At 43.5% G+C, this 20,313-nt stretch carries 20 protein-coding genes; 19 read left to right on the plus strand and 1 reads right to left on the minus strand.

What is annotated here, in order from left to right; translation table 11 throughout:
* Positions 1-182: 182 nt before the first annotated feature.
* From OAG1_RS08035 to OAG1_RS08085, 11 genes are all read left to right on the plus strand, one after another.
* Entirely contained in the window at positions 183-1,484 is a 1,302-nt protein-coding gene (locus OAG1_RS08035; protein ID WP_338625545.1) for a lipid II flippase MurJ, read from the plus strand.
* Entirely contained in the window at positions 1,477-2,571 is a 1,095-nt protein-coding gene (locus tag OAG1_RS08040; protein ID WP_338625547.1) for a glycosyltransferase, read from the plus strand. Before OAG1_RS08035 ends, OAG1_RS08040 begins: the two co-directional genes overlap by 8 nt.
* A 47-nt stretch (positions 2,572-2,618) precedes the next feature.
* The gene (locus tag OAG1_RS08045) at positions 2,619-3,710 is read left to right on the plus strand and encodes an O-antigen ligase family protein (protein WP_338625550.1); all 1,092 of its coding nucleotides are present in this window, start codon (positions 2,619-2,621) and stop codon (positions 3,708-3,710) included.
* The gene (locus tag OAG1_RS08050; protein WP_338625553.1) at positions 3,707-4,786 is read left to right on the plus strand and encodes a glycosyltransferase; all 1,080 of its coding nucleotides are present in this window, start codon (positions 3,707-3,709) and stop codon (positions 4,784-4,786) included. Before OAG1_RS08045 ends, OAG1_RS08050 begins: the two co-directional genes overlap by 4 nt.
* On the plus strand, positions 4,783-5,892 hold the full coding sequence (locus OAG1_RS08055; protein WP_338625556.1) for a glycosyltransferase: 1,110 nt from the start codon (positions 4,783-4,785) through the stop codon (positions 5,890-5,892). The genes OAG1_RS08050 and OAG1_RS08055 overlap by 4 nt, the downstream gene beginning before the upstream one ends.
* Complete coding sequence (locus OAG1_RS08060; protein ID WP_338625558.1) at positions 5,889-7,025, plus strand: glycosyltransferase family 4 protein; 1,137 nt, start codon at positions 5,889-5,891, stop codon at positions 7,023-7,025. The genes OAG1_RS08055 and OAG1_RS08060 overlap by 4 nt, the downstream gene beginning before the upstream one ends.
* On the plus strand, positions 7,026-7,637 hold the full coding sequence (locus tag OAG1_RS08065; protein WP_338625560.1) for a sugar transferase: 612 nt from the start codon (positions 7,026-7,028) through the stop codon (positions 7,635-7,637).
* A complete protein-coding gene (locus tag OAG1_RS08070; RefSeq protein WP_338625563.1) occupies positions 7,634-8,254 on the plus strand; it encodes an acetyltransferase in 621 nt (206 codons plus the stop codon). Before OAG1_RS08065 ends, OAG1_RS08070 begins: the two co-directional genes overlap by 4 nt.
* A gap of 79 nt (positions 8,255-8,333) precedes the next feature.
* Positions 8,334-9,509: a DegT/DnrJ/EryC1/StrS aminotransferase family protein gene (locus OAG1_RS08075; RefSeq protein WP_338625565.1), complete on the plus strand. Its 1,176-nt coding sequence runs from the start codon at positions 8,334-8,336 to the stop codon at positions 9,507-9,509.
* Positions 9,510-9,535: 26 nt separating this feature from the next.
* On the plus strand, positions 9,536-11,434 hold the full coding sequence (locus OAG1_RS08080) for a nucleoside-diphosphate sugar epimerase/dehydratase (RefSeq protein ID WP_338625568.1): 1,899 nt from the start codon (positions 9,536-9,538) through the stop codon (positions 11,432-11,434).
* Positions 11,435-11,818 (plus strand): ATP-binding protein, encoded by a 384-nt coding sequence (locus OAG1_RS08085; RefSeq protein WP_338625570.1) that lies wholly within the window; start codon positions 11,435-11,437, stop codon positions 11,816-11,818.
* A 42-nt stretch (positions 11,819-11,860) separates the two neighbouring features.
* Here OAG1_RS08085 and OAG1_RS08090 read toward each other — a convergent pair whose 3' ends face one another.
* Positions 11,861-13,642, minus strand: coding sequence for a long-chain fatty acid--CoA ligase (locus OAG1_RS08090; protein WP_338625572.1), 1,782 nt, complete (start codon positions 13,640-13,642; stop codon positions 11,861-11,863).
* A 617-nt stretch (positions 13,643-14,259) separates the two neighbouring features.
* On the opposite strand from OAG1_RS08090, the gene galE reads away from it, so the two are divergent.
* From galE to OAG1_RS08130, 8 genes are all read left to right on the plus strand, one after another.
* Entirely contained in the window at positions 14,260-15,279 is a 1,020-nt protein-coding gene (gene galE / locus OAG1_RS08095; protein ID WP_338625574.1) for a UDP-glucose 4-epimerase GalE, read from the plus strand.
* Between the two features lie 57 nt (positions 15,280-15,336).
* The gene (locus tag OAG1_RS08100; RefSeq protein WP_152781218.1) at positions 15,337-16,398 is read left to right on the plus strand and encodes a UDP-glucose--hexose-1-phosphate uridylyltransferase; all 1,062 of its coding nucleotides are present in this window, start codon (positions 15,337-15,339) and stop codon (positions 16,396-16,398) included.
* An 11-nt stretch (positions 16,399-16,409) separates the two neighbouring features.
* Positions 16,410-17,573 carry a galactokinase gene (gene galK, locus OAG1_RS08105; protein ID WP_338625578.1) on the plus strand — a complete coding sequence of 388 codons (1,164 nt, stop codon included), beginning with the start codon at positions 16,410-16,412 and terminating at the stop codon, positions 17,571-17,573.
* 1,272 nt (positions 17,574-18,845) lie between these two features.
* The gene (locus OAG1_RS08110; RefSeq protein ID WP_338625580.1) at positions 18,846-19,241 is read left to right on the plus strand and encodes a hypothetical protein; all 396 of its coding nucleotides are present in this window, start codon (positions 18,846-18,848) and stop codon (positions 19,239-19,241) included.
* Between the two features lies 1 nt (position 19,242).
* Positions 19,243-19,617: a hypothetical protein gene (locus OAG1_RS08115; RefSeq protein WP_338625582.1), complete on the plus strand. Its 375-nt coding sequence runs from the start codon at positions 19,243-19,245 to the stop codon at positions 19,615-19,617.
* Complete coding sequence (locus OAG1_RS08120; protein ID WP_338625585.1) at positions 19,617-19,772, plus strand: hypothetical protein; 156 nt, start codon at positions 19,617-19,619, stop codon at positions 19,770-19,772. The genes OAG1_RS08115 and OAG1_RS08120 overlap by 1 nt, the downstream gene beginning before the upstream one ends.
* Positions 19,773-19,797: 25 nt before the next feature.
* A complete protein-coding gene (locus OAG1_RS08125; RefSeq protein WP_338625587.1) occupies positions 19,798-19,977 on the plus strand; it encodes a hypothetical protein in 180 nt (59 codons plus the stop codon).
* A gap of 20 nt (positions 19,978-19,997) precedes the next feature.
* Positions 19,998-20,285, plus strand: a complete 288-nt coding sequence (locus tag OAG1_RS08130) for a hypothetical protein (RefSeq protein WP_338625589.1) — start codon at positions 19,998-20,000, stop codon at positions 20,283-20,285.
* The last annotated feature ends 28 nt before the right edge of the window (positions 20,286-20,313 follow it).

The raw sequence follows: 20,313 nt of genomic DNA on the forward strand, positions 1-20,313 counted from the left end.
TACATAGTTTTGGTAGTTGCTTCACGACTTGACGCTTTAACCTGTATTTAACAACTTTTTGCTTTGGGCGTGAAAACAATCAGTGTTAGTGTAGCAGTATTAATGTACTAAGGCGCTATTAACTAAAAGGATTTTAGTTAAGCTGGCTATATAGGTTAGTGCTGCTGTAATGGAAGAGCTAAGTGTTTAAGAAGTTACTGCTAACGGGTTTACTTTTATCGATGTTGTCGGTGTTAGGTAAAGCTTTAGCTTTTTTTCGAGATATTCTATTTGCTAGGGAAGTAGGTTTTAATGCTCAGTTAGATAGCTATTTATTGTTATTTGCTATCGCGATGTTTGTTATCAGTATTGTAACCGGAGCTTTGAATAGTTTATTGGCTTCTTTTCTAAAACGTCATCAATTCAATTTCAACCATTTTTACCGCCAGTTTTCACTCTTGTCCGTCGTGCTAACCATATTGTTTGCGTTTTTGTCAGGATATATTTTACCTCGGTTTATTTATAGCCCTTCTCAAGTTGAACCTTTGGTTTACTTTAGCTTTGTGGGGATTGTCGCGGCTGGCTTACTGCAGGCACCTTTAATCGCATCACTTACCGCTAAAAAACAGTTAGCTTTTTTGGGGGCATCTCAACTGATAATGCCGGCTTTCGGCCTAACGGTAGTTATCGTAGTTATGCTAGCAGGTAAAACTCTCACTATTTCTTACATTGCCTTGGCTCTCTTACTCGCTTACCTGCTGCATTTCTTCATCTTAGTATTTAAGCATTGGCATTTGAGTCAATTAGGTCGAGAACTCTACTCAACAGGTGCAAAACATAGCACTAAACCATTATTTAAAGAGTTTTTGTGGTTGGTTTTAAGCTCAAGCCTTCTCGCAACCTTACCCTTGATCGATTTGGGCTTTGCTAGCCAACTTGGTGAGGGGAGCGTGAGTGTATTAGGTAATGCCTACAAATTTGTCGCTGTTGCTCAAAGCGTATTGGCAATGAGCATCGGTAGCATGTTGATACCACACATGGCTGAATGGATCGAAAGTAAAGATTTACTCAAGGCTCGGCTTACTAAGGCTATTGGCTTGGCGGCAGTACTAGGAACTTGTGTTGCTGGGGCCCTTTATATCATCCTACCTCTTGTTATTCCTTTTATGTTTAAAGGCAGTGAAGTAGATATCACACAGACTTCAGAATTGGTAAGAGTAGCTCAGCTCTATACCTTATTGGTGCCGTTGTATTTGGTTGGAATGGTGCTTTCTCGATGCGTTGTTAGTTTGGGCAAAGCGCGAGTGATGTTGCTGATCAATCTTACGGCTTTCTTTCTAAATATTGTGCTGGATTACCTGATGAGCCGTTGGTTTGGACTTAGCGGCATTGCCTTAACCACATCAATTATCTACTTGGTATCTGTCTGCCTATTGGCCTTTTTGCTGCGAGATATTTTGCTTCCATCTTCTAATAGAAAATTAAGGACTGAGCACCTTGGCTAAACTTACTATTTTGGTTCCTGGCCTCGCTCAAGGCGGTGCGGAGAGAGTCGCTTGCGAACTGGCCTCTCAATTTGCCGATAACAATCATGATATTGCTTTAGCGACTTTATTTGTTAGTTCACCTGTTTTTGAGGTAAGCCCTAAGTTAGCTATTCACTCACTTCGTCATCAGCAACACTTCCACTTTAAAGGTGCGGGCTTGATTGAGAACATACTTACGATAAAAGCTATTAGGCGGTATGTATTGTCCCATGGCGTAGAGCGTTTAATGGTATTTACTCATCGTTTAGCGTGTTTAGCTTTTTTTGCTACTAGAGGGACAAGGGTTGAGATTTACTGTGGTGAAGTGAGCAATCCTCTAATTGAAAGGCATGGCCCATTGTGGCAAAGGCTCACTCGTTATTGCTACGCTCGTTTTGATGAAGTAGTACTACAAACAGACACCATTAGAAAAGCCTTAGCAGACTGGCGGCCGCAAGGTTACCAAGTTATTGGTAATAGTACCGCTATTGCTACTTTAGATGCCCCAATTAAAGCGCAAGTTAACTCTAAGAAGTTAGTGTTTATTGGCCGCCTAACTCCGGAAAAAGGCTTACAAGATACTTTACACGCGCTGGCACTCATCCCTGAAGATAAACGATGGCCATTAGATATTTACGGTTCTGGTGAATATCAGCCGCAGCTGTCAGAACTCATTGTAAAATTAGGTTTAGAGTCCAGTGTAACCATGCATGGTCCAACTAATAAAGTAAAAGAAAAGCTGCAACAAGCTAGCGTATTTGTTATGAGCTCTTATAGGGAGGGATTTCCGGTGGCGTTGCTTGAGGCGCAGGCAATGGGTCTGCCGGTAGTGAGTTATAAGACCTTATTTGGCCCAGAAGATATCATTGAGCATGAAGTTACTGGTTTATTGGTTTCACTTAAGGATGTTAAAGCCTTAAGTGAAGCGCTGCTGCGCATTTTCGAATCGCCTGACAATGAGTTGCTGGCGTGGGGAGAGCAGGCTGCTTACTTAGCTAATAAACGTTATCACCCAGATATTATTTATGATAAATGGGAAGGCCTGTTGTTTAAGGGTAACGCATAGTGAGTTTTAGGCAGGTACTTAATTGGCTCTCAATGATAGTGTTTGCCATGCACTTGTCCGCGTTGGATTTGTATTTAACCCGTTTAATTCCCGGCTTTTCTTATGTCGCATTGCTTGGCATGCTCGGAGTGTCGGTTTTATTTGCATTATTTGATAAGCGCTTTCACGTATTCCCTAAAACACAATGGTTGCTACTTAGCATGTTGTTAGTTAACTCATGCTACGGTCTGTCATTTATCGCTAGCCCACCGGTTAATTTGTCTAATGCTGCTTTTCCTTGGTTTCATTTGATTTGGTTGATGGTGCTATTCAATTGGTTTAGTACAGTTTCTTTGGCAACGGTACAGCGTGCTTGTTGGATATCGTTAATACTTGCTTGCGCTTCAATTTGGGGAGATGTTGTTAATCCAGGCACCTTTTCTAATTTGGATTATCGCGCAGCCGGTTTTGCTGGGGACGCTAATGATGGTGCAAGAGCCTTGGTGTTTTCATTGGCTGGAGTACTATTGTGTCGAAATAGTCGTAGTGGTTTTACTTGGCAAGAGTCTGTAGTTGTTTTATTTACGTTGTTTACCGTATTGGCTACTGCTTCTCGAAGTGGCTTATTACTATATACCCTCGTTATTTTGGGGTTCTATTCAATGATCTCTTTTCGAGCTAAATTAGGCTTTGTTATTTCTGGTTTATTGTTTGTATTGGTTGCTTTTCAAGCAAACCTAGGTGATAGCATCAACTCAAGAGCACTAGATCGACTATCCCCTTCTAGTCAGCAAGAGCTAGTTAGTAAAGATTCCTCTCGTTTAGATGTAGTGTTTGAATATTTAGAGATAATTGCGACTAATCCTTTAGGAATTGGCCGAGAGGGCAATGCGCAACGTGAAGTGAATGCTCACAATACCTTACTTAATATAGGTGCTGAAGCCGGTTTATTAGCAGCCTTGGGTCTTCTGCTTGTATTGTTCAGCCTTGCTAATCTTACTCGTATTTATCCTTTCAGCCTTTGGGGCTGTTTAATGCTAGTGCATATAGGTGTGGTTTTCTCTACTTCAAACGTATGGTACAGCCGAAGCTGGTTAATGTTTATCGCAGTAATGGTCGCCGCCGCTATGTGTCAATACCAAAGGAATGAACAACAATGAGCCCATTGGCTAAGTTACCAGGTAACGGTTGCGACATCCTTATCTTTAGCTCCAGTTTCAACCAAGGGGGAGCAGAGCGCCTAGCTGTTACTTTAGCGAATTTATTGGCGTCTTATTGGTCTGTTGAGTTTCTTTCATTAAATGATCAAGGTCCATTTAGGCAAGAGTTAGATGATCGGCTAAGCTGTCACATCGTGGGCCAACCATCGTCTTTAAAAGCCATTCCTTTGTTGGCTAATCAACTGAAAAGAATAAAACCTAAAGTGGTGTTTTGCTCGCAAAGCCATTTGGCTTTTTCGATGTTGTGGGCAATTCGTTTGAGTGGGGTAAAGTGTAAGTTGGTTGCCAGAGAGGCATCTTGTCCTTCTACAAACCTACTAAGTATATCTTCATGGTTAAAACGCGCTTGGGTAAAAAATAGCGCCAAGTACGCTTATCGGAGAGCCGATTATTTGATTGCACCAGCAAAGTATGTTGCTTGCGATGTTAGCAATTACTTCGACCTGGATAGGGCTATTCAAGTATTGGCCAACCCATTAGATAAAGATATGGTGAATAATCAATCCCTAGCGCCCTGCGAACACCCATGGGTGACAGATGGACAGCCTTATGTTTTAGCTGTGGGGCGCTTAGTTCCAGAGAAAGACTACGAGACCTTAATCAAAGCCATTGCTTTGTGTCAAAAGCAGCAAGTAACCCGTTTGATCATATTGGGAGAAGGCCCTTTGCGCGAAAAGCTTGAGGCTTTGGTTCAAGATTTAGGGCTAAGCGAAATTATATCGCTAGCTGGGTTTGAGAGTAATCCATTTAACTATATGAAACATTGTCAGTCGTTTGTATTGAGTTCACTGGTTGAGGGAATGCCTAATGCCTTGGTTCAGGCGCAGTTTTTGGGTGTGCCTTGTATATCCAGTGACTGCCCTGGAGGCGCTATTGAGTTATTGCCGCAACAAAATTATTTTCCAGTAGGGGATGCTAAAGCGCTAGCCCAGCTTATCCTTAATCCGCCAAGCAACAGCCAGAGTAAGTTATTGGGCACACAAGGCTTTGTACCATTTTTTGAGAATATATTGTGACAATACTTCATTTCATTACGAATTTTGCACTTACCGGTGGCGCTGAAAAAATGTTAGCGAATTTGGTTAATAACCAGCCGCAGCATAAGCATGTCATTGTTGCATTGATGCAAGCTTCAATTAAGAACCGTTCGCTAATTAAACAAGATAGTAGGGTAGAATTTGTTAGCTTGAACGCCAAGGGGCCAGTGAGTATGTTACTTGCTGTGTTTAAGTTGCACCGCTTAGTTAAACAGTATGATGTATCTTTAATTCAAAGTTGGATGTATCACGCTAATGCAATAGCTGGCTTATATAAACAACTATTTTCCTCTAAACTCCCTCTGTTTATGGGCATTCATCACTCGCTAGATAAATACCAAGATGAAAAAATGAGTACCCGTATCGCACTGTGGTTAGGTAGGCAAGTCGCCCGTAAAACTCAGCAGATAATTTGCTGTAGTCAGCGCAGCGTTCAGCAGCATATTGCTTATGGTTACCCTGCCGATAAGATGCAATTCATTGCTAATGGCTATCAGTTTGAACAAGTTGACTCATTAAGAGTACAAGCCCAGTCTGTAAGCGTAATTGGCGCGGCTGGGCGCTGGCACCCCGCTAAAGATTACGCAAACCTAATTGAAGCACTTGCGCCTGTTTGTCGGGCAAATGCCACGATTTGTCTGAAAATTGCTGGCCGTGATGTTAATGCTCAAAATGACGAACTAAAGGCAATGCTTACACGCTATGAATTTCCTAAAGAGCAATGCATGTTGCTTGGTGAAGTAAGTGATATGGCAAGCTTCTATCAAGATATAGATGTTTTTGTATTGCCTTCCAAAACTGAAGGTTTTCCTAATGTACTGGTTGAAGCCATGAGCCATGCATTGCCTTGCATTACTACTGATGTAGGTGATGCGGCATTTATATTGAGTAAACCTGAGTGGGTAGTGCCCCCGCAAAGCCCTAAAAGCTTGCAAATCGCAGTTGAGAGTATTGTCGCCCTTAATCAAGTTGAACGACAAAGAATGGCCAATGATAATCAGTCCAGGGTTTTAGCTGAGTTTTCTATAAGTGATATTAGTCTGCGCTACCTAGAAGCTTACCAACGGGCGGAGCTACAGAGATGAGCCGAGTACTTGTCATAGCCAGCTTTGCTGATTCCATTTTAAGCTTTCGTGGTGACTTGCTTAAAGCGATTCTACAACAGGGTAAAGAAGTGCATATCGCAGCGCCTGACTTTTCTCTAGAGCAGAAAAAAGCCCTGGTTGAACTTGGCATTACACCGCATGTTTATACCTTGCAGCGTACTGGTTTAAATCCATTAAAAGATGCTGCCAGTGTGTTGTCGTTATTTCGTTTAATTCGCAGACTAAAACCTCAGCAAACGCTTGCTTATACCATTAAGCCGGTTATCTATGGAGCGCTTGCTGCGCGCTTTGCTGGTGTAAAAAGTGTTTACTCGATGATTACCGGTTTGGGTTACGTATTTACTCAGCAGAATACAACTAAACAAAAAGTGCTGCATTACTTGGTTAGTCTTTTGTATAAATCAGGCTTAGCCTGCTCAAAAGGGGTGTTTTTTCAAAACCCAGATGATCGTAAGTTGTTTGTTGATAAGGACTTAGTTCCAAAGCAAAAAACCAAGCTAATTAATGGCTCTGGGATTAATTTAGCGCGTTTCCCGTTGCTAAAATTACCTGTAATAGATAGCCAACATCCCCAAATACACTTTTTGTTAATTGCTCGGCTGCTTAAAGATAAAGGTGTTGAAGAATACGCCGCTGCTGCCCAAAAGCTTAAACAACAAGGTTACCAATGTGTTTTTCATTTGGCTGGTTGGATTGATGATAACCCGAGCGCGATTGCTCAAACCGATTTAGATACTTGGGTTGAAGAAGGTACTGTTAAGTATCACGGCCGAATAGAGGATGTGGCAGGCTTAATTGCTCAATGCCATGTTTATGTTCTGCCATCTTACCGTGAGGGTACGCCCCGAACGGTTTTGGAAGCAATGAGTTGCGGTCGGGCAATTGTTACCACCGATGCGCCAGGCTGCAGAGAAACCGTGACGGATGGGTTGAATGGTTATTTGGTGCAGCCACAATGTGTCGATTCATTAGTTGAGGCTCTAACACGTTATTTCGAGCAACCTGAGCTGCTTACTCAACAAGCTGCAGAAAGCCGTCAGTTAGCAGAGCAGCGTTACGACGTTCGTTTGGTTAATCAACAAATCTTGCAATACATGGATGGAGAGAGATAGTTGTTTAAGGACAAGGTGTTTTCCTTTTTTGAACGGATCACTGCGGCAATTTTGTTGGTGTTATTGTCTCCGTTATTTTTGTTGCTCTGCTGGCAGGTAGCCTCAAAGCTTGGTAAACCGATTTTTTTCACTCAGCTGCGCCCTGGTTTACACGGTAAAGCGTTTAATATGATTAAGTTTCGCAGCATGCGCGATGATAAAGATGCTCAAGGTAACTTACTCTCTGACGCAGAACGACTAGGCTCATTTGGTCGTGCACTTCGAGCAAGTAGCGCCGATGAACTGCCAGAGTTGTGGAATATTGTAAAAGGTGAAATGAGCTTTGTGGGGCCACGTCCATTGCTTATGGAGTATTTACCCCTGTACTCGCCCGAACAGGCAAAGCGACATAACGTAAAACCTGGGATAACCGGTTGGGCGCAAATTAATGGCCGTAATGCATTAAGCTGGCAGGAGAAATTTGAGCTGGACGTTTGGTACGTTAATAATCGCTCCCTTATGTTGGATATCAAAATACTGATACTTACCGTGAAAAAGGTGTTTGTGAAAGAAGGTGTGAGCGCAGAAGGCGAGGTAACTATGAGCAAATTTACTGGGAACAGTGAATCATGAAATTAGCTATTTATGGAGCCGGAGGACACGCCAAAGTTGTGGTGGAGTTAGCTAAGCAGTTGGGTTATCAAACTATTTGTTTGTTTGACGAGCGCTGGCAAGAGCTTGGCGAAACCGAAGGTTGCCAAGTGATTGGCGGTTGGGCTGAGATGCTCACCTTTGTTACCACCAATACTGATTACGCCGTGCACGTTGCTATTGGCAATAATTCCACACGCTTGAGCCGTTTACAGCAGCTTCAACGGTTAGGCCTTAAACTACCGATACTGATTCACCCTAAAGCCCATGTGTGTGCCTCGGTGCAAGTTGGTGAGGGGAGTGTGGTAATGGCTAATTCAACAATAAGTGTAGGGGTTAGTTTAGGTATCGGTAATATTATAAATCATAATAGCTCAGTTGATCACGATGTTCAGTTAGGTGATTGTGTACATGTTTGCCCAGGTGTTCATCTCGCCGGAGAGGTGAGTGTGGGAGACGAAAGTATGTTAGGAATTGGCAGCTGCGTTATTCAGGGAATTGTCATTAAGGAGCGAGTGTTGGTAGGGGCTGGCGCGGTAGTGGTAAAAGATGTGAAGTCTGCTGAAAAAGTGTTCGGTAACCCAGCTAAAACACCTTAATTCACACTACTAAAGTTGTAGATTGAGTAGTTTTACAGCAATATAGGGAAGGTGTTTTAAAGGACTAAAAAAAGTAAAAATGCGAGATTTACCTTCTTGGCCAAGCTTTACAGAGCAGGAAGCTCAAGCTGTAAGTGATGTACTGCTATCAAATAAAGTTAACTATTGGACTGGTACCCAAGGCAAAACCTTTGAGAAAGAGTTTGCTGCTTGGGCTGAAACCAACCACGCAGTCGCTGTAGCAAATGGCACCTTAGCGTTAGAGCTAGCCCTGCGTGCTTTAGGCGTTACCTCAGGCGATGAGGTGATCGTTACCTCGCGAACCTTTATTGCCTCGGCTAGTGCGATTGTAAATGTTGGCGCTAAACCTGTTTTTGCCGATGTTGATTTAGCCAGCCAAAATATCACCGCAGAAAGCATAAACGCAGTTCTTAGCAAAGCAACTAAAGCCATTATTTGTGTGCACCTTGCGGGTTGGCCCTGTGAGATGGACACAATCAACCAGCTTGCCAAACAGCATAATTTGTATGTGATTGAAGATTGCGCGCAAGCCCACGGTGCTCTTTATCGCGGTAAACCAGTGGGTGGATTAGGTGATGTAGCTGCTTGGTCATTTTGCCAAGATAAAATTATGACTACTGGTGGTGAAGGTGGCATGGTGACCACCAATGATAAGGCTTTGTGGGAAAAAATGTGGTCGTATAAAGACCATGGTAAGTCTTACGATACCGTGTTTAATAAAGCGCACCCGCCTGGATTTCGTTGGCTACACGAGAGTATTGGTAGCAATTGGCGGATGACTGAGATGCAAGCTGCTATCGGTCGTATTCAATTGACTCGCATGGCCGATTGGCAAAAGCAGCGTCAAGCTAATGCGATGCAGCTGGCTAAATGCTTAGCTGAATATCCTTTTATTACAATCCCCCAGCCCCCCAAGCATATTCAACATGCCTTTTATAAGTTTTATGTGTTTGTTGATGGCAATCAACAAATAGTAAGTCGCGATCAAATTATTGACGCACTAAATGCAGCAGGAGTGCCTTGTATGCAAGGTAGCTGCGGAGAAGTGTATTTAGAGAAGGCGTTTGACGGCTTAGATGTGAGGCCGCAGCGACCATTAACTAATGCTAAACACTTAAGTGATACAGCCATTATGTTCATGGTTCACCCAACCATTACTACGCAGGATATGCAGCATTTATGCGACCTTGTTGAAGATTGCTTAAGCCGTATATCTTCAGAGATAGCTGTTTGACTGGATTTGTCTAAAAAGGAATTTAGATGTTACCGCAATTTAATTTGATGAGTTTATTCGAGCGGCCAAGCCGTCGACAAAAAGTTGCGCTGATTTTTTCGCTCGACATAGTTTTTTTAAGTTTAGCTTTTTGGGGGGCACTTTGGGTTCGCTTTGAGAGCCACCATTACTTTTTTGACACGCCAACCTGGATAACTTTTGGCTCGGTGATTGTTACAACGCTGGCGGGATTTTGGTATTTTGGCCTTTACAGGGCAGTGCTTCGTTACATCAATGAGAAGAACTTACAAGCAATCTTGTTTAGTTTTGCCAGTGCCACACTTTTAATGATTGTCACCTCATTTTACTTACAAGCAGTGATCCCTCGTACAGCCCCGTTCATTTATTTAGCCTTTGGCATAATTATGTGTGGCGGAGTGCGCTTTGCTATTCGTTACTTATTTGTGTGGATAGAAAACAGTACTAAACAAAATGTGATTATTTTTGGTGCTGGAGATAGTGGTCGCCAGTTATTACAAGCTATCGGCCAAGGAGATGATTTTCAGGCGGTAGCATTTATTGATGATAAGAAAGAACTGCGTCATTCCTTGATTCACGGTTTAACCGTTTATCCTCCTCAACAACTACCAATGTTGATTCATCGCTTCCATGTCAGCAAGGTTCTATTGGCCATTCCAAACGCTGGTAAAAAGCGTCGTTCTGAAATTCTTACTTCTCTAGCTGATTTAAATACCGAAGTACTCACGGTTCCTCGTCTAAATGATTTGGTGACCGGTGAAGCTAAAGTTGATCAGATCAAAGAGGTAGAAATTGAAGATTTATTGGGGCGCGAAGCGGTAAGTCCTGATTCTCATTTAATGGACAGTTCTATTCGCCATAAAACCGTATTGGTAAGTGGTGCTGGTGGCTCTATTGGTTCAGAGCTTTGTCGTCAAATCATCCAATATAGACCCAAGCGTTTGTTGCTTGTTGAGCGCTCAGAAGTGGCTTTGTATGAAATTGAACGTGAACTAATAAAACGTTGTGAAGCCTTAGCACTTAACGTTGAACTGGTGCCATTGATGATTTCAGTTCAGCATCTACCACGTTTAAGTGCCATGATGCAGGCTAATAATGTAGATACGGTTTATCATGCTGCGGCATATAAACATGTGCCCTTAGTTGAGCAAAACGTGGTTGAAGGCGTATGTAACAATGTGTTTGGTTCTTACAATATCGCCCAAGCCGCAATTAAAGCAAAGGTAAGCACTTTTGTATTGGTATCAACCGACAAAGCGGTTAGACCAACCAATGTAATGGGAGCAACCAAACGTTTGGCAGAGCTAGTGATGCAGAGCTTAGCTGAACACCAGTCAGAAACTACCATTAGCATGGTGCGTTTTGGTAATGTATTGGGCTCATCTGGTTCGGTTATTCCTTTGTTTAAAGAACAAATTCGTAAAGGCGAAGACTTAACCATTACTCACCCAGACATTATTCGCTACTTTATGACAATTCCAGAAGCTGCTCAGTTGGTAATTCAGGCAGGATCAATGGCCAAGGGCGGCGAGGTTTTTGTATTGGATATGGGCGAACCAGTGAAAATTGCTGAGCTTGCTAAACGCATGGTTCACCTTTCTGGTTTAGAGGTAAGGGATGAAGCCAATACTGATGGTGATATTGAGCTTAAATATACTGGATTGCGCCCTGGCGAGAAGCTGTATGAAGAGTTGCTGGTGGGCGATGATGAGCGACCAACCGATCACCCACGTATTCTTACAGCCAACGAGAGCTTTATGCCTTGGGCAGAGTTGATGGCTTTGTTTGATGAGCTAAACCAAGCGTGTGAAGCCATGGACGAGCAAGCGGTAATCGCATTATTAAAACAAGCACCTTTGGCCTATTGCCAAGAGCAAGATAAGCCAAAGCTTAAGGCTGTTTCGTAATTGAGCAGCTCGTCGCTAACGCTTACCTTAATTCGAGGTTTACCGGGTAGCGGCAAGTCTACCTTAGCCGCCACTTTAGATGCTGTTCATCTAGAAGCCGATATGTACTTTGTTGATAAACAAGGCACATATAATTATCGCGCCGAAGATATTGGGCTGGCCCATCAATGGTGCCAGCAACAAACAGAGCAGCAATTAGCCTTGGGCAATAATGTGGTGGTGGCGAATACTTTTGTAAAGCAGTGGGAGATGCAAGCTTATCGCGACTTAGCGCTTAAGTATAAAGCTGTATTAGAAGTAAAATGTTGTAACGGCCGTTTTCCCAATATTCATGATGTAAGTGACTCGGTGATAAAAAAGATGCGCGATAACTGGGAAGATTAGGAAATAAAAAAGGCGCTAACAGCGCCTTTTTTATTCGAAGCATTATGCTGTTTTGGGCTCCGCGTACATTGCGCTTATTTGCTCAGCAAAGCGGCTCTCAATCACTGCTCGTCGCAGTTTTAAAGTGGGTGTTAGCTCACCTTGTTTCATACAGAATTCGCGTGGCAGTAGGGTAAACTGTTTTACTTGCTCAAACCTAGCCAGGTTGGTTTGTACTTGCTTCAGTCTAGCTTGAATAAGGTTTTTGATTTCTGCATTCTCAAGCAATTCGTTTCGATGCTGCCATTTAATACCTAGTTGTTTAGCGTGTAGCTCTAGGGCTTCAAAAGCTGGAACAATCAAGGCTGAAACAAAATGGCGTGCATCGGCAATAATGGCAACCTGCTCAAATAAAGGTTCGCGGATCAAAGCGCCTTCTACTCGTTGAGGGGCAATGTATTTCCCTCCAGAGGTTTTCATTAGCTCTTTAATTCGTTCGGTTAACACTAGGTTACCTTCCGCATCTAGCTTTCCTGCATCGCCGGTATGTAGCCAACCATCTGCAATGGTGTCGGCAGTGGCTTGTGGTTTATTAAAGTAACCACGCATTACGGTGTCACCTTTAATTAAAATCTCTCCTTGCTCAGAGATTTTTACCTGTAGCGCTTCTAAAGGCTGACCAATGCTGCCGATGGTCTTTTTAGTTTGGCTGTAACAAGATACCGTAGCGGTGGACTCAGTCATGCCATAGCCATAGTTAATAGGGATATCAAGGCTTTGAAAAAAGCTGTTAATGTCGTCTGCCAATTTAGCCCCCGAGCAGGGCAGTAACCTAGCTGGGCCAAATATTGCGCGAAGTTTCTTAAGCACAAGTTTGTTGGCAAGCGCATAGCGTACCTTTAGCAGCAGGCTAGGTGTTAGATTACTTTGCTTTGCAGCCAACCGCTGTTGAGCCACGCTTAAGGCCCAATTAAATAGCACTTGTTTAGTTTTTGGGGCCGCGGCAACTTTCTGCAAAACGGCAGCATGGATTTTTTCATAGAGGCGCGGCACACTGCACATTAGGGTTGCTTGGCTACGTGGCAATGCTTCTTGAATTTGAGCTGGATCCTCTAGGTAAATATTGCTCGCACCACGATACAAGATGTAATAAGTCCAAGCTCGCTCAAATACGTGACTTAGCGGTAAAAAGCTTAGTGATACATCGCTAGCTCTAACATCTAGGCGCTGGTCATGCATGGCAAAAGCTGCTGCAAAGTTAGCGTGGTCAAGCATTACACCTTTGGGTTCACCAGTAGTGCCAGAGGTGTATATAAGTGTTGCAAGGTCACTCATTTGTTGATTTTGTTGACGCAATAACAGCGTTTGCGCTTCGTCTGCTCCACCTAAACAAAGTAGCTGTTGCCAGCTCAATACGTTTTCTTGTTGAGTGAGCGGACTTTCTTCAAAACAAATAAGTGTTTCAATTTGTCCTGCATCTAACAGCTTTAAGCCTATCTCTATTTGCTCTTGCTGGCCCACAAATAATATTTTGCAGCCCGCATCCTCTAAAATGTATTGGCTTTGCTCTAGCGTGTTGGTTGGGTAAATGGGCACTACACAACCGCGCGCCGCTAAAATGCCTAAATCGGTGATAGTCCATTCAGGCATGTTGGGTGACATAATTGCCACGCCTTGCTGTTCTTCATGACCTAGTTTAATTAAGCCTTTTGCTACTTGCGTCCATTGCTGCGAGAAATCCTTCCATGTAAAACACTGCCAAGCTTGGTTGCGCCAAATTTTTAGCGCAACCTGATCTAACTGTTGCTCAGCTTGTTGGCTAAGCAAGTTAACGATGTGCTGCATGTAATTACCTTTATGAGGATGAGGGCGAATAGCCATAATTAGGGGGGCTATTCTAGGTAGTTTTATTTGAGCGAACAAGTGTAAGCTAAACAGAACCGAAATATTATTTGGGTTTTATAGTGAAATTGTGGGTAATTACCGCATATCAATATGACAAATTGGCTATATGGCCAAGTTTTATACAAAAGCTAGGTGCTGCTCATATCTAAAGGAAACATAATCGAATTATGTCATTTACTGCTATCCTGATAGTTAGGTAAACGTTGTCTTTAATGTGTTGCAATAAGTGGTTGAGGGTAATAGTTTCCCTTGGTGAGAGCTATTACCCACAAAGAAACATATTAAAAGATTGCTGAAGTGGCTAAGTGACAGAGCTGGCAAGCTGTTTTGCCGCAGTGGCTATTGGTTGCTCAAGGCTATGATTGTTGGTGCTTGTAAGACGATGCTAGGCTGTTTACTTTGTGCTGAATCGCAAAATTTGCCAATAATTAAATTACTTTATATTTAAAAGTGGAAACGTTTACCCTTTCGTGCTTCAATATACTTATTCGAAGCTGTTTAAGCAGTTTTTTGTAGAACTGGGTGCAGCATAAGCTGTACAGATTTTGGAGAACGTGATGAATAAGGTCTTGGTTACAGGCGGTATGGGCTACATTGGCAGTCATACTTGTGTACAACTGATTAATGCTGGTTTAACCCCCATTATTCTAGATAACCTATGTAACAGTAAGCGTGAAGTACTTGCGCGAATCGAAACCTTAACCAAACAACAACCTGCTTTCTACCAAGGTGATGTGCGAGACCGCACGGTACTAGAAAAGATCTTTAGCGAACATAATATTGACTCTGTCATTCATTTTGCTGGCTTAAAAGCAGTGGGTGAGTCAGTTGAGAAGCCCTATGAGTACTACGACAATAACGTAACTGGTTCGTTAGTACTAATTGATGTGATGCGTAAAGCTGGCGTAAAAAGCATTGTATTTAGCTCTTCGGCTACGGTGTACGGCGAGCCAAGTGTTATGCCAATCAACGAAGATACTCCAACCGGTGATGTGACTAACCCTTATGGCCGAAGCAAGTTTATGGTGGAAGAGTGCTTCCGCGATATTCAACTCGCAGCGCCAGATTTAAGCGTTACCTTACTGCGTTACTTTAACCCTGTTGGCGCTCATCCTAGTGGCTTAATGGGTGAAGACCCTCAAGGTATTCCAAATAACTTAATGCCGTTTATTGCGCAAGTTGCGGTCGGTCGCCGAGAGAGTTTGTCAGTATTTGGTGATGATTATCCAACCCCCGATGGCACTGGCGTTCGCGACTACATTCACGTTATGGATTTAGCTGATGGTCACGTTGCAGCCTTAACCAAAATTGGTGAGCAAGCCGGTTTACATATCTTCAACCTCGGAACTGGTAAAGGCAGCTCTGTGCTTGAAATGGTAAAAGCATTTAGCGCAGCTTGCGGTAAAGATATCGCTTACCAAATTTGCCCGCGCCGTAATGGCGACATTGCTGAATGCTGGGCCGCCACCGATAAAGCGGAAAAAGTTTTAGGCTGGAAAGCCACTCGCAGCATTGATGACATGACCGCTGATACTTGGAATTGGCAGTCAAATAATCCTAAAGGTTACGACCAGTAAAAGTTAAGAAAACAGAAAGCACTTTTGTGGGTGCTTTTTATGGAGTAAGAAAATCTCATGTTAGACACTCAATTCGACCCAACAGAGCATCCGCACCGTCGGTACAACCCGTTAACGGGACAGTGGATCTTAGTTTCTCCGCATCGTGCTAAGCGCCCGTGGAGTGGCCAAGATGAAACCCCGTCTACAGCTGAGCTTCCTAGCTATGACGAAGGCTGTTTTTTGTGTGCAGGTAATACCCGAATTTCTGGTGATGTTAACCCAGATTATAAGGGGACTTACGTATTTGGAAATGACTTCGCGGCATTGATGACGGATTCTCCCGACGTGCCTAAGTCAGCCGATCCCTTGTTTACCAGTATGGAAGCTCGTGGTTTAAGTAGAGTGATTTGTTTTTCTCCCGACCATAGCAAAACCTTACCCGAGCTTTCGGTACCCGCTATTCGAGGTGTTATCGACACTTGGAATGAGCAAATCGAAGAGCTTGGTAAAGACTACCTATGGGTTCAGGCTTTTGAGAACAAAGGTGAAACCATGGGCTGTTCTCAGCCTCATCCTCATGGCCAAATTTGGGCCAACAGCTTTTTACCGAATGAGATTGAGCGTAAAGACAAGCATTTACGAGAGTATTACCAGCAACACGGCAGCAACCTTTTAGTTGACTATGCAGCAAAAGAACAAGCTGATGGTGTACGAACGGTTGTTGAAACCGAGCATTGGTTGGCTGTAGTACCTTATTGGGCTGCATGGCCGTTTGAAACGATGCTACTGCCTAAAGCGCATATTCGCCGAATGAGCGAACTGTCTGATGAGCAACGTGACGACTTGTCTCTTGCCATTAAAAAGTTGACTAGTCGCTATGACAATCTGTTTAAGTGTTCATTCCCTTACTCAATGGGTTGGCATTATGCGCCTTTCTTTAAGGAAGGGGACACATCTACAGAACATTGGCAATTACATGCCTTGTTCTACCCACCGCTATTACGTAGCGCCAGTGTGCGCAAGTTTATGGTGGGCTACGAAATGCTAGCAGAAAGCCAGCGTGACTTAACCGCCGAACAAGCGGCTGCAAAGCTTCGTGACCTAAGTGACGTACATTACAAAGAACAAGATCAGTAAAGGAGCCGATAATGACAGATCGCCAACAACAACTCATTGATAAGGTTGCTAGTGCCTTTACTGAAATGACCGGGCAAACACCTGCAAAGCTGATACAAGCACCTGGGCGGGTAAACCTCATCGGTGAACATACCGATTATAACGATGGTTTTGTATTACCTTGCGCTATTGATTACCAAGCAGTAGTGGCTGCGTCTCCACGTACAGACAGTATTGTGCGGGTGGTATCAGTAGATTACGGTAATCAAGTTAACGAGTTTGATATAAGCCAACCTTTAGAATTTGACCAAGACCTAATGTGGGTTAACTACATTCGTGGGGTTATTTCAGTATTGCTGAACAAAGGTTTCACTTTTTCAGGTGCTGATATTGCGGTGAGTGGTAATGTGCCACAAGGTGCAGGCTTAAGTTCTTCGGCCGCGTTAGAAGTGGTTATTGGCCAAACGTTTAAAACGCTATATGAACTGGATGTGTCGCAACAGCAACTTGCCTTAATTGGACAAGAAGCTGAAAACAACTTTGTTGGTTGTAACTGCGGCATTATGGACCAACTTATTTCAGCCGAAGGTGAAGCAAACCACGCCTTGCTTATTGATTGTCGTTCATTAGAAACCAAAGCGGTAGCCATGCCAGAAGAGATGGCGGTTGTTATTATTAACAGCAACAAAAAACGTGGCTTGGTAGATAGTGAATACAATACTCGTCGTGAGCAATGTGAAGCTGCTGCTAATGGTTTAGGGGTAAGTTCTTTACGTGATGTTAGTGAAACAATGTTTGCAGAGAACTCTGCGAGCCTCGATCCTATTGTGGCGAAACGTGCGCGTCACGTAATTACTGAAAATGCCCGCACATTGGCTGCATCGGAAGCGTTAAAAGCCAACGACATGGCGAAGCTGAGTGTGCTAATGGAGCAGTCTCATGCCTCTATGCGTGACGATTTCGAAATTACGGTGCCGGAAGTAGATGGTCTTGTAGACATTGTTAAGCAAGTGATTGGCGCAGAAGGCGGCGTTCGCATGACCGGTGGTGGTTTTGGTGGTTGTATTGTGGCCTTGATACCACCTGCTTTAGTGGATGATGTGTGCCAAGCGGTTGAGCAGAAATACCAAGCATTAACAGGGCTAAAAGAAAGCATATATGTGTGTAAAGCAATGCCTGGGGCTGGTGCTATTTAACCTCTAAGTGTTCATGCAAAAGCCTCGACTTGCTCGAGGCTTTTTTGTTTCCTGGAAGTGAAAAGGTGGGCAAGGTAATAATCAGCGGGTGAGTCGATAGGAGGTTCGGTGTAACGACTCAGGCTAGGTGGTTGATATCATTGCATTATGTGATTCACCTAGCGTATATGAACTATACATAGTTGAGCAAAGGGCTGCGTGGTAATATCTGTGTTGTCAGAAGGATAGTCTGATGAAAATAGCTAGATAGGAAGTCGCCCAAGGGCGGCTTTTTTGTGTCCAAAAGAAAATTGTAACTAGCAGCCAACAGTGAAGGAACTACGGTAATAGCTTTAGCTCATTTTCTGTGGGTGGCTTTAGCGTCAAATAAGTTGAATGCATTGGTAACAAGTGTGTGGCTATCTAAGTATTTGCTCGTTACTAATGGCTTATAAAGCACTGTAATCAACTTAGTGAGCTAGTTTCACTTTCAAGGCACGCATAATGTAGATTGACGAGGTAAGAACATGAAGGGTGTAAGTTTTCACAAACGAGATGCACTATGGATGGCTCATATAATTGTCGAAGGGAAACGCAAGCATTTAGGGTGTTTTAAAAAACAGGATGAGGCTATCGCAGCCCGCAAAGCTGCGGAAAGTGAGTGTGCGAAGGAGGCTGCGTAGCTATATCGATAGAAAAAAGCCAAGTGTGCTGTAAATCAATTATGTCACAGCTAGGTACAACGCACATAAACGTGGGCTAGAGCATACTTTGTTACGCAGATACTGGCGTCCCCTACAGGATGGAGAAGATAGGCCGTCGACACCGCGTCGACTTAAGCGGCTAGGGGCGTAGTGCACCGTAGGACGCCATACCAAGCCGTCGACACTGGCTCTAGCCTAGCTCATTAGAGACCTATCTAGCGTACTACGCCGACCGATAGGTGGAACACGTAGTGCGGCTTGACCTGAGCATCATCCAACTATTACCAGACATCTACTCTCTTAATACATCGGAATACCCCATCACACATTCTCTCTCCCTTGGGTTCTGGGATCTATATCAGTTATACGATTATCGAATATCTGCTATGCGCTAGTTATGCGAATTTTGGATGGAAGCGATACCAAAAATAAGTCAAAATATTGTATGACAATTACATCATGCTGGCGTCCCTCGGTGATGCAATGATACTTGTGGCGTCCCTATGAGGCGTGGTCTACTAGAAAGGTAGGCAGGGCTAGGCCATTGAATTACAAGGAGTTTAACTAAAACCAAAAGAGAAGAAAGCACATGTTAGACAAAATTCTGGGTTATGCAGCTAATACGTTTGATAGAAACTTCATCACCAAGAGAGCAATCGTGAATCACGCAACGTTCTTCGGAATGATGCGCCGCGAAGAAGCTCGAAGATGGGTAGCAATGCTGAGCTATGAATCACTAAGAGCCGTGAATCTGGCAACCTCTAACATCAATGAGGGCAAAGGCGCAATAAGCCTACAGCTGGCTCTCGCAACCCAAAAGAAAATAGCTCGTGATGTGGGCAACTGGGATGCCTACTCATTCTTCGATCGGATGATGGGGACTAACGAGAAATCGCTGGAGGCAATATCCGAGCCTACCTGGATTCAAATAGAAGCCAACCTTCGCATACATGACCTCGATTCAATTTTCGAAATGGGGGCATAACATGAAATTATTAAAGAAATTGTTTGGCAAAACGCGCAATATCGACCAGCTAAAAGCATTCACCGAAGCGAACATGATTATTCTTGGTTTTGAAAACGCTAATAGTCGTAAAATGACACTTAATACTGTGACCGATAAAATGTGGCAACAGCTACATGCGGCTACTAAAGGCGCGTCTGATGCACTTGCTGGTAGCTATTCTACTCTCTGGGTTCTGCAATACGCCAAGAAGATTGCAGACGAAGACGGTATCGAGCCTTATTCAATCGTATTCCACGAATTGCTCCTAGGCAACAAAGCCACGCTAGAGAGATTTCCTCGCGCTGAATTAATCGAAGTTGACCGTAAATTCAAAAGCATCACAGGGGCTGCATAATGAAAAATAAACTAATCAAAGCCTTAGGATTGATCGCCGTATTTGCAGCTCCGTGGCTATTCACCAAGCATCAGTTAGGTGCAGCAGCGTTAGCGGTAGTGGTAACAGCATTTATCACGCAGGCGGTAATTAAACGTAAAGCCAAAGAAGCTTAATCGATGAAATCAACTGGAGCATAGCATGGACCCAACCCAAAAAATGATTCAAGACGCTATTGCAAGGCGTGATGCGAATAAGCCGAAAGCATTCGTACCTTTCCATGTTAATAAAAATTGCAAACGCTGCGGCGGAACAAACTTCGTACCTGAATATCGCGGTTACAAGGGCGGTGTGTGCTTCCTTTGCAACCCAGACGCATAACAACACCAAGAGCTCAATCGATGGAAACTAGCACAAGCAAAGCAATTTATGACGAAATTGTCTACGGAAACAAGGACAAAGCCAAGAGCAAAATTACGTTGTTGATACTGAATGACGGCGATGGGGATGGTGAGGCAGCTAATGAGCTATATCAAATGACCCAAATTAGCGGCACAACATATACGTGTCCTTGGGTTGCTCTGGAAAATGAGTTTAGCGCCAAATATTTCGAAATCAATGCGACTCAAACGAAGATATTAATGAAAAGCATATGCCTAGCATATAACGCACTGTGCGAGAGTTGCTAACGCACAGCTACATATGTGTCGACGTCGA

This window comes from Agarivorans sp. OAG1, assembly GCF_037076485.1.
GTDB lineage: Bacteria > Pseudomonadota > Gammaproteobacteria > Enterobacterales > Celerinatantimonadaceae > Agarivorans > Agarivorans albus.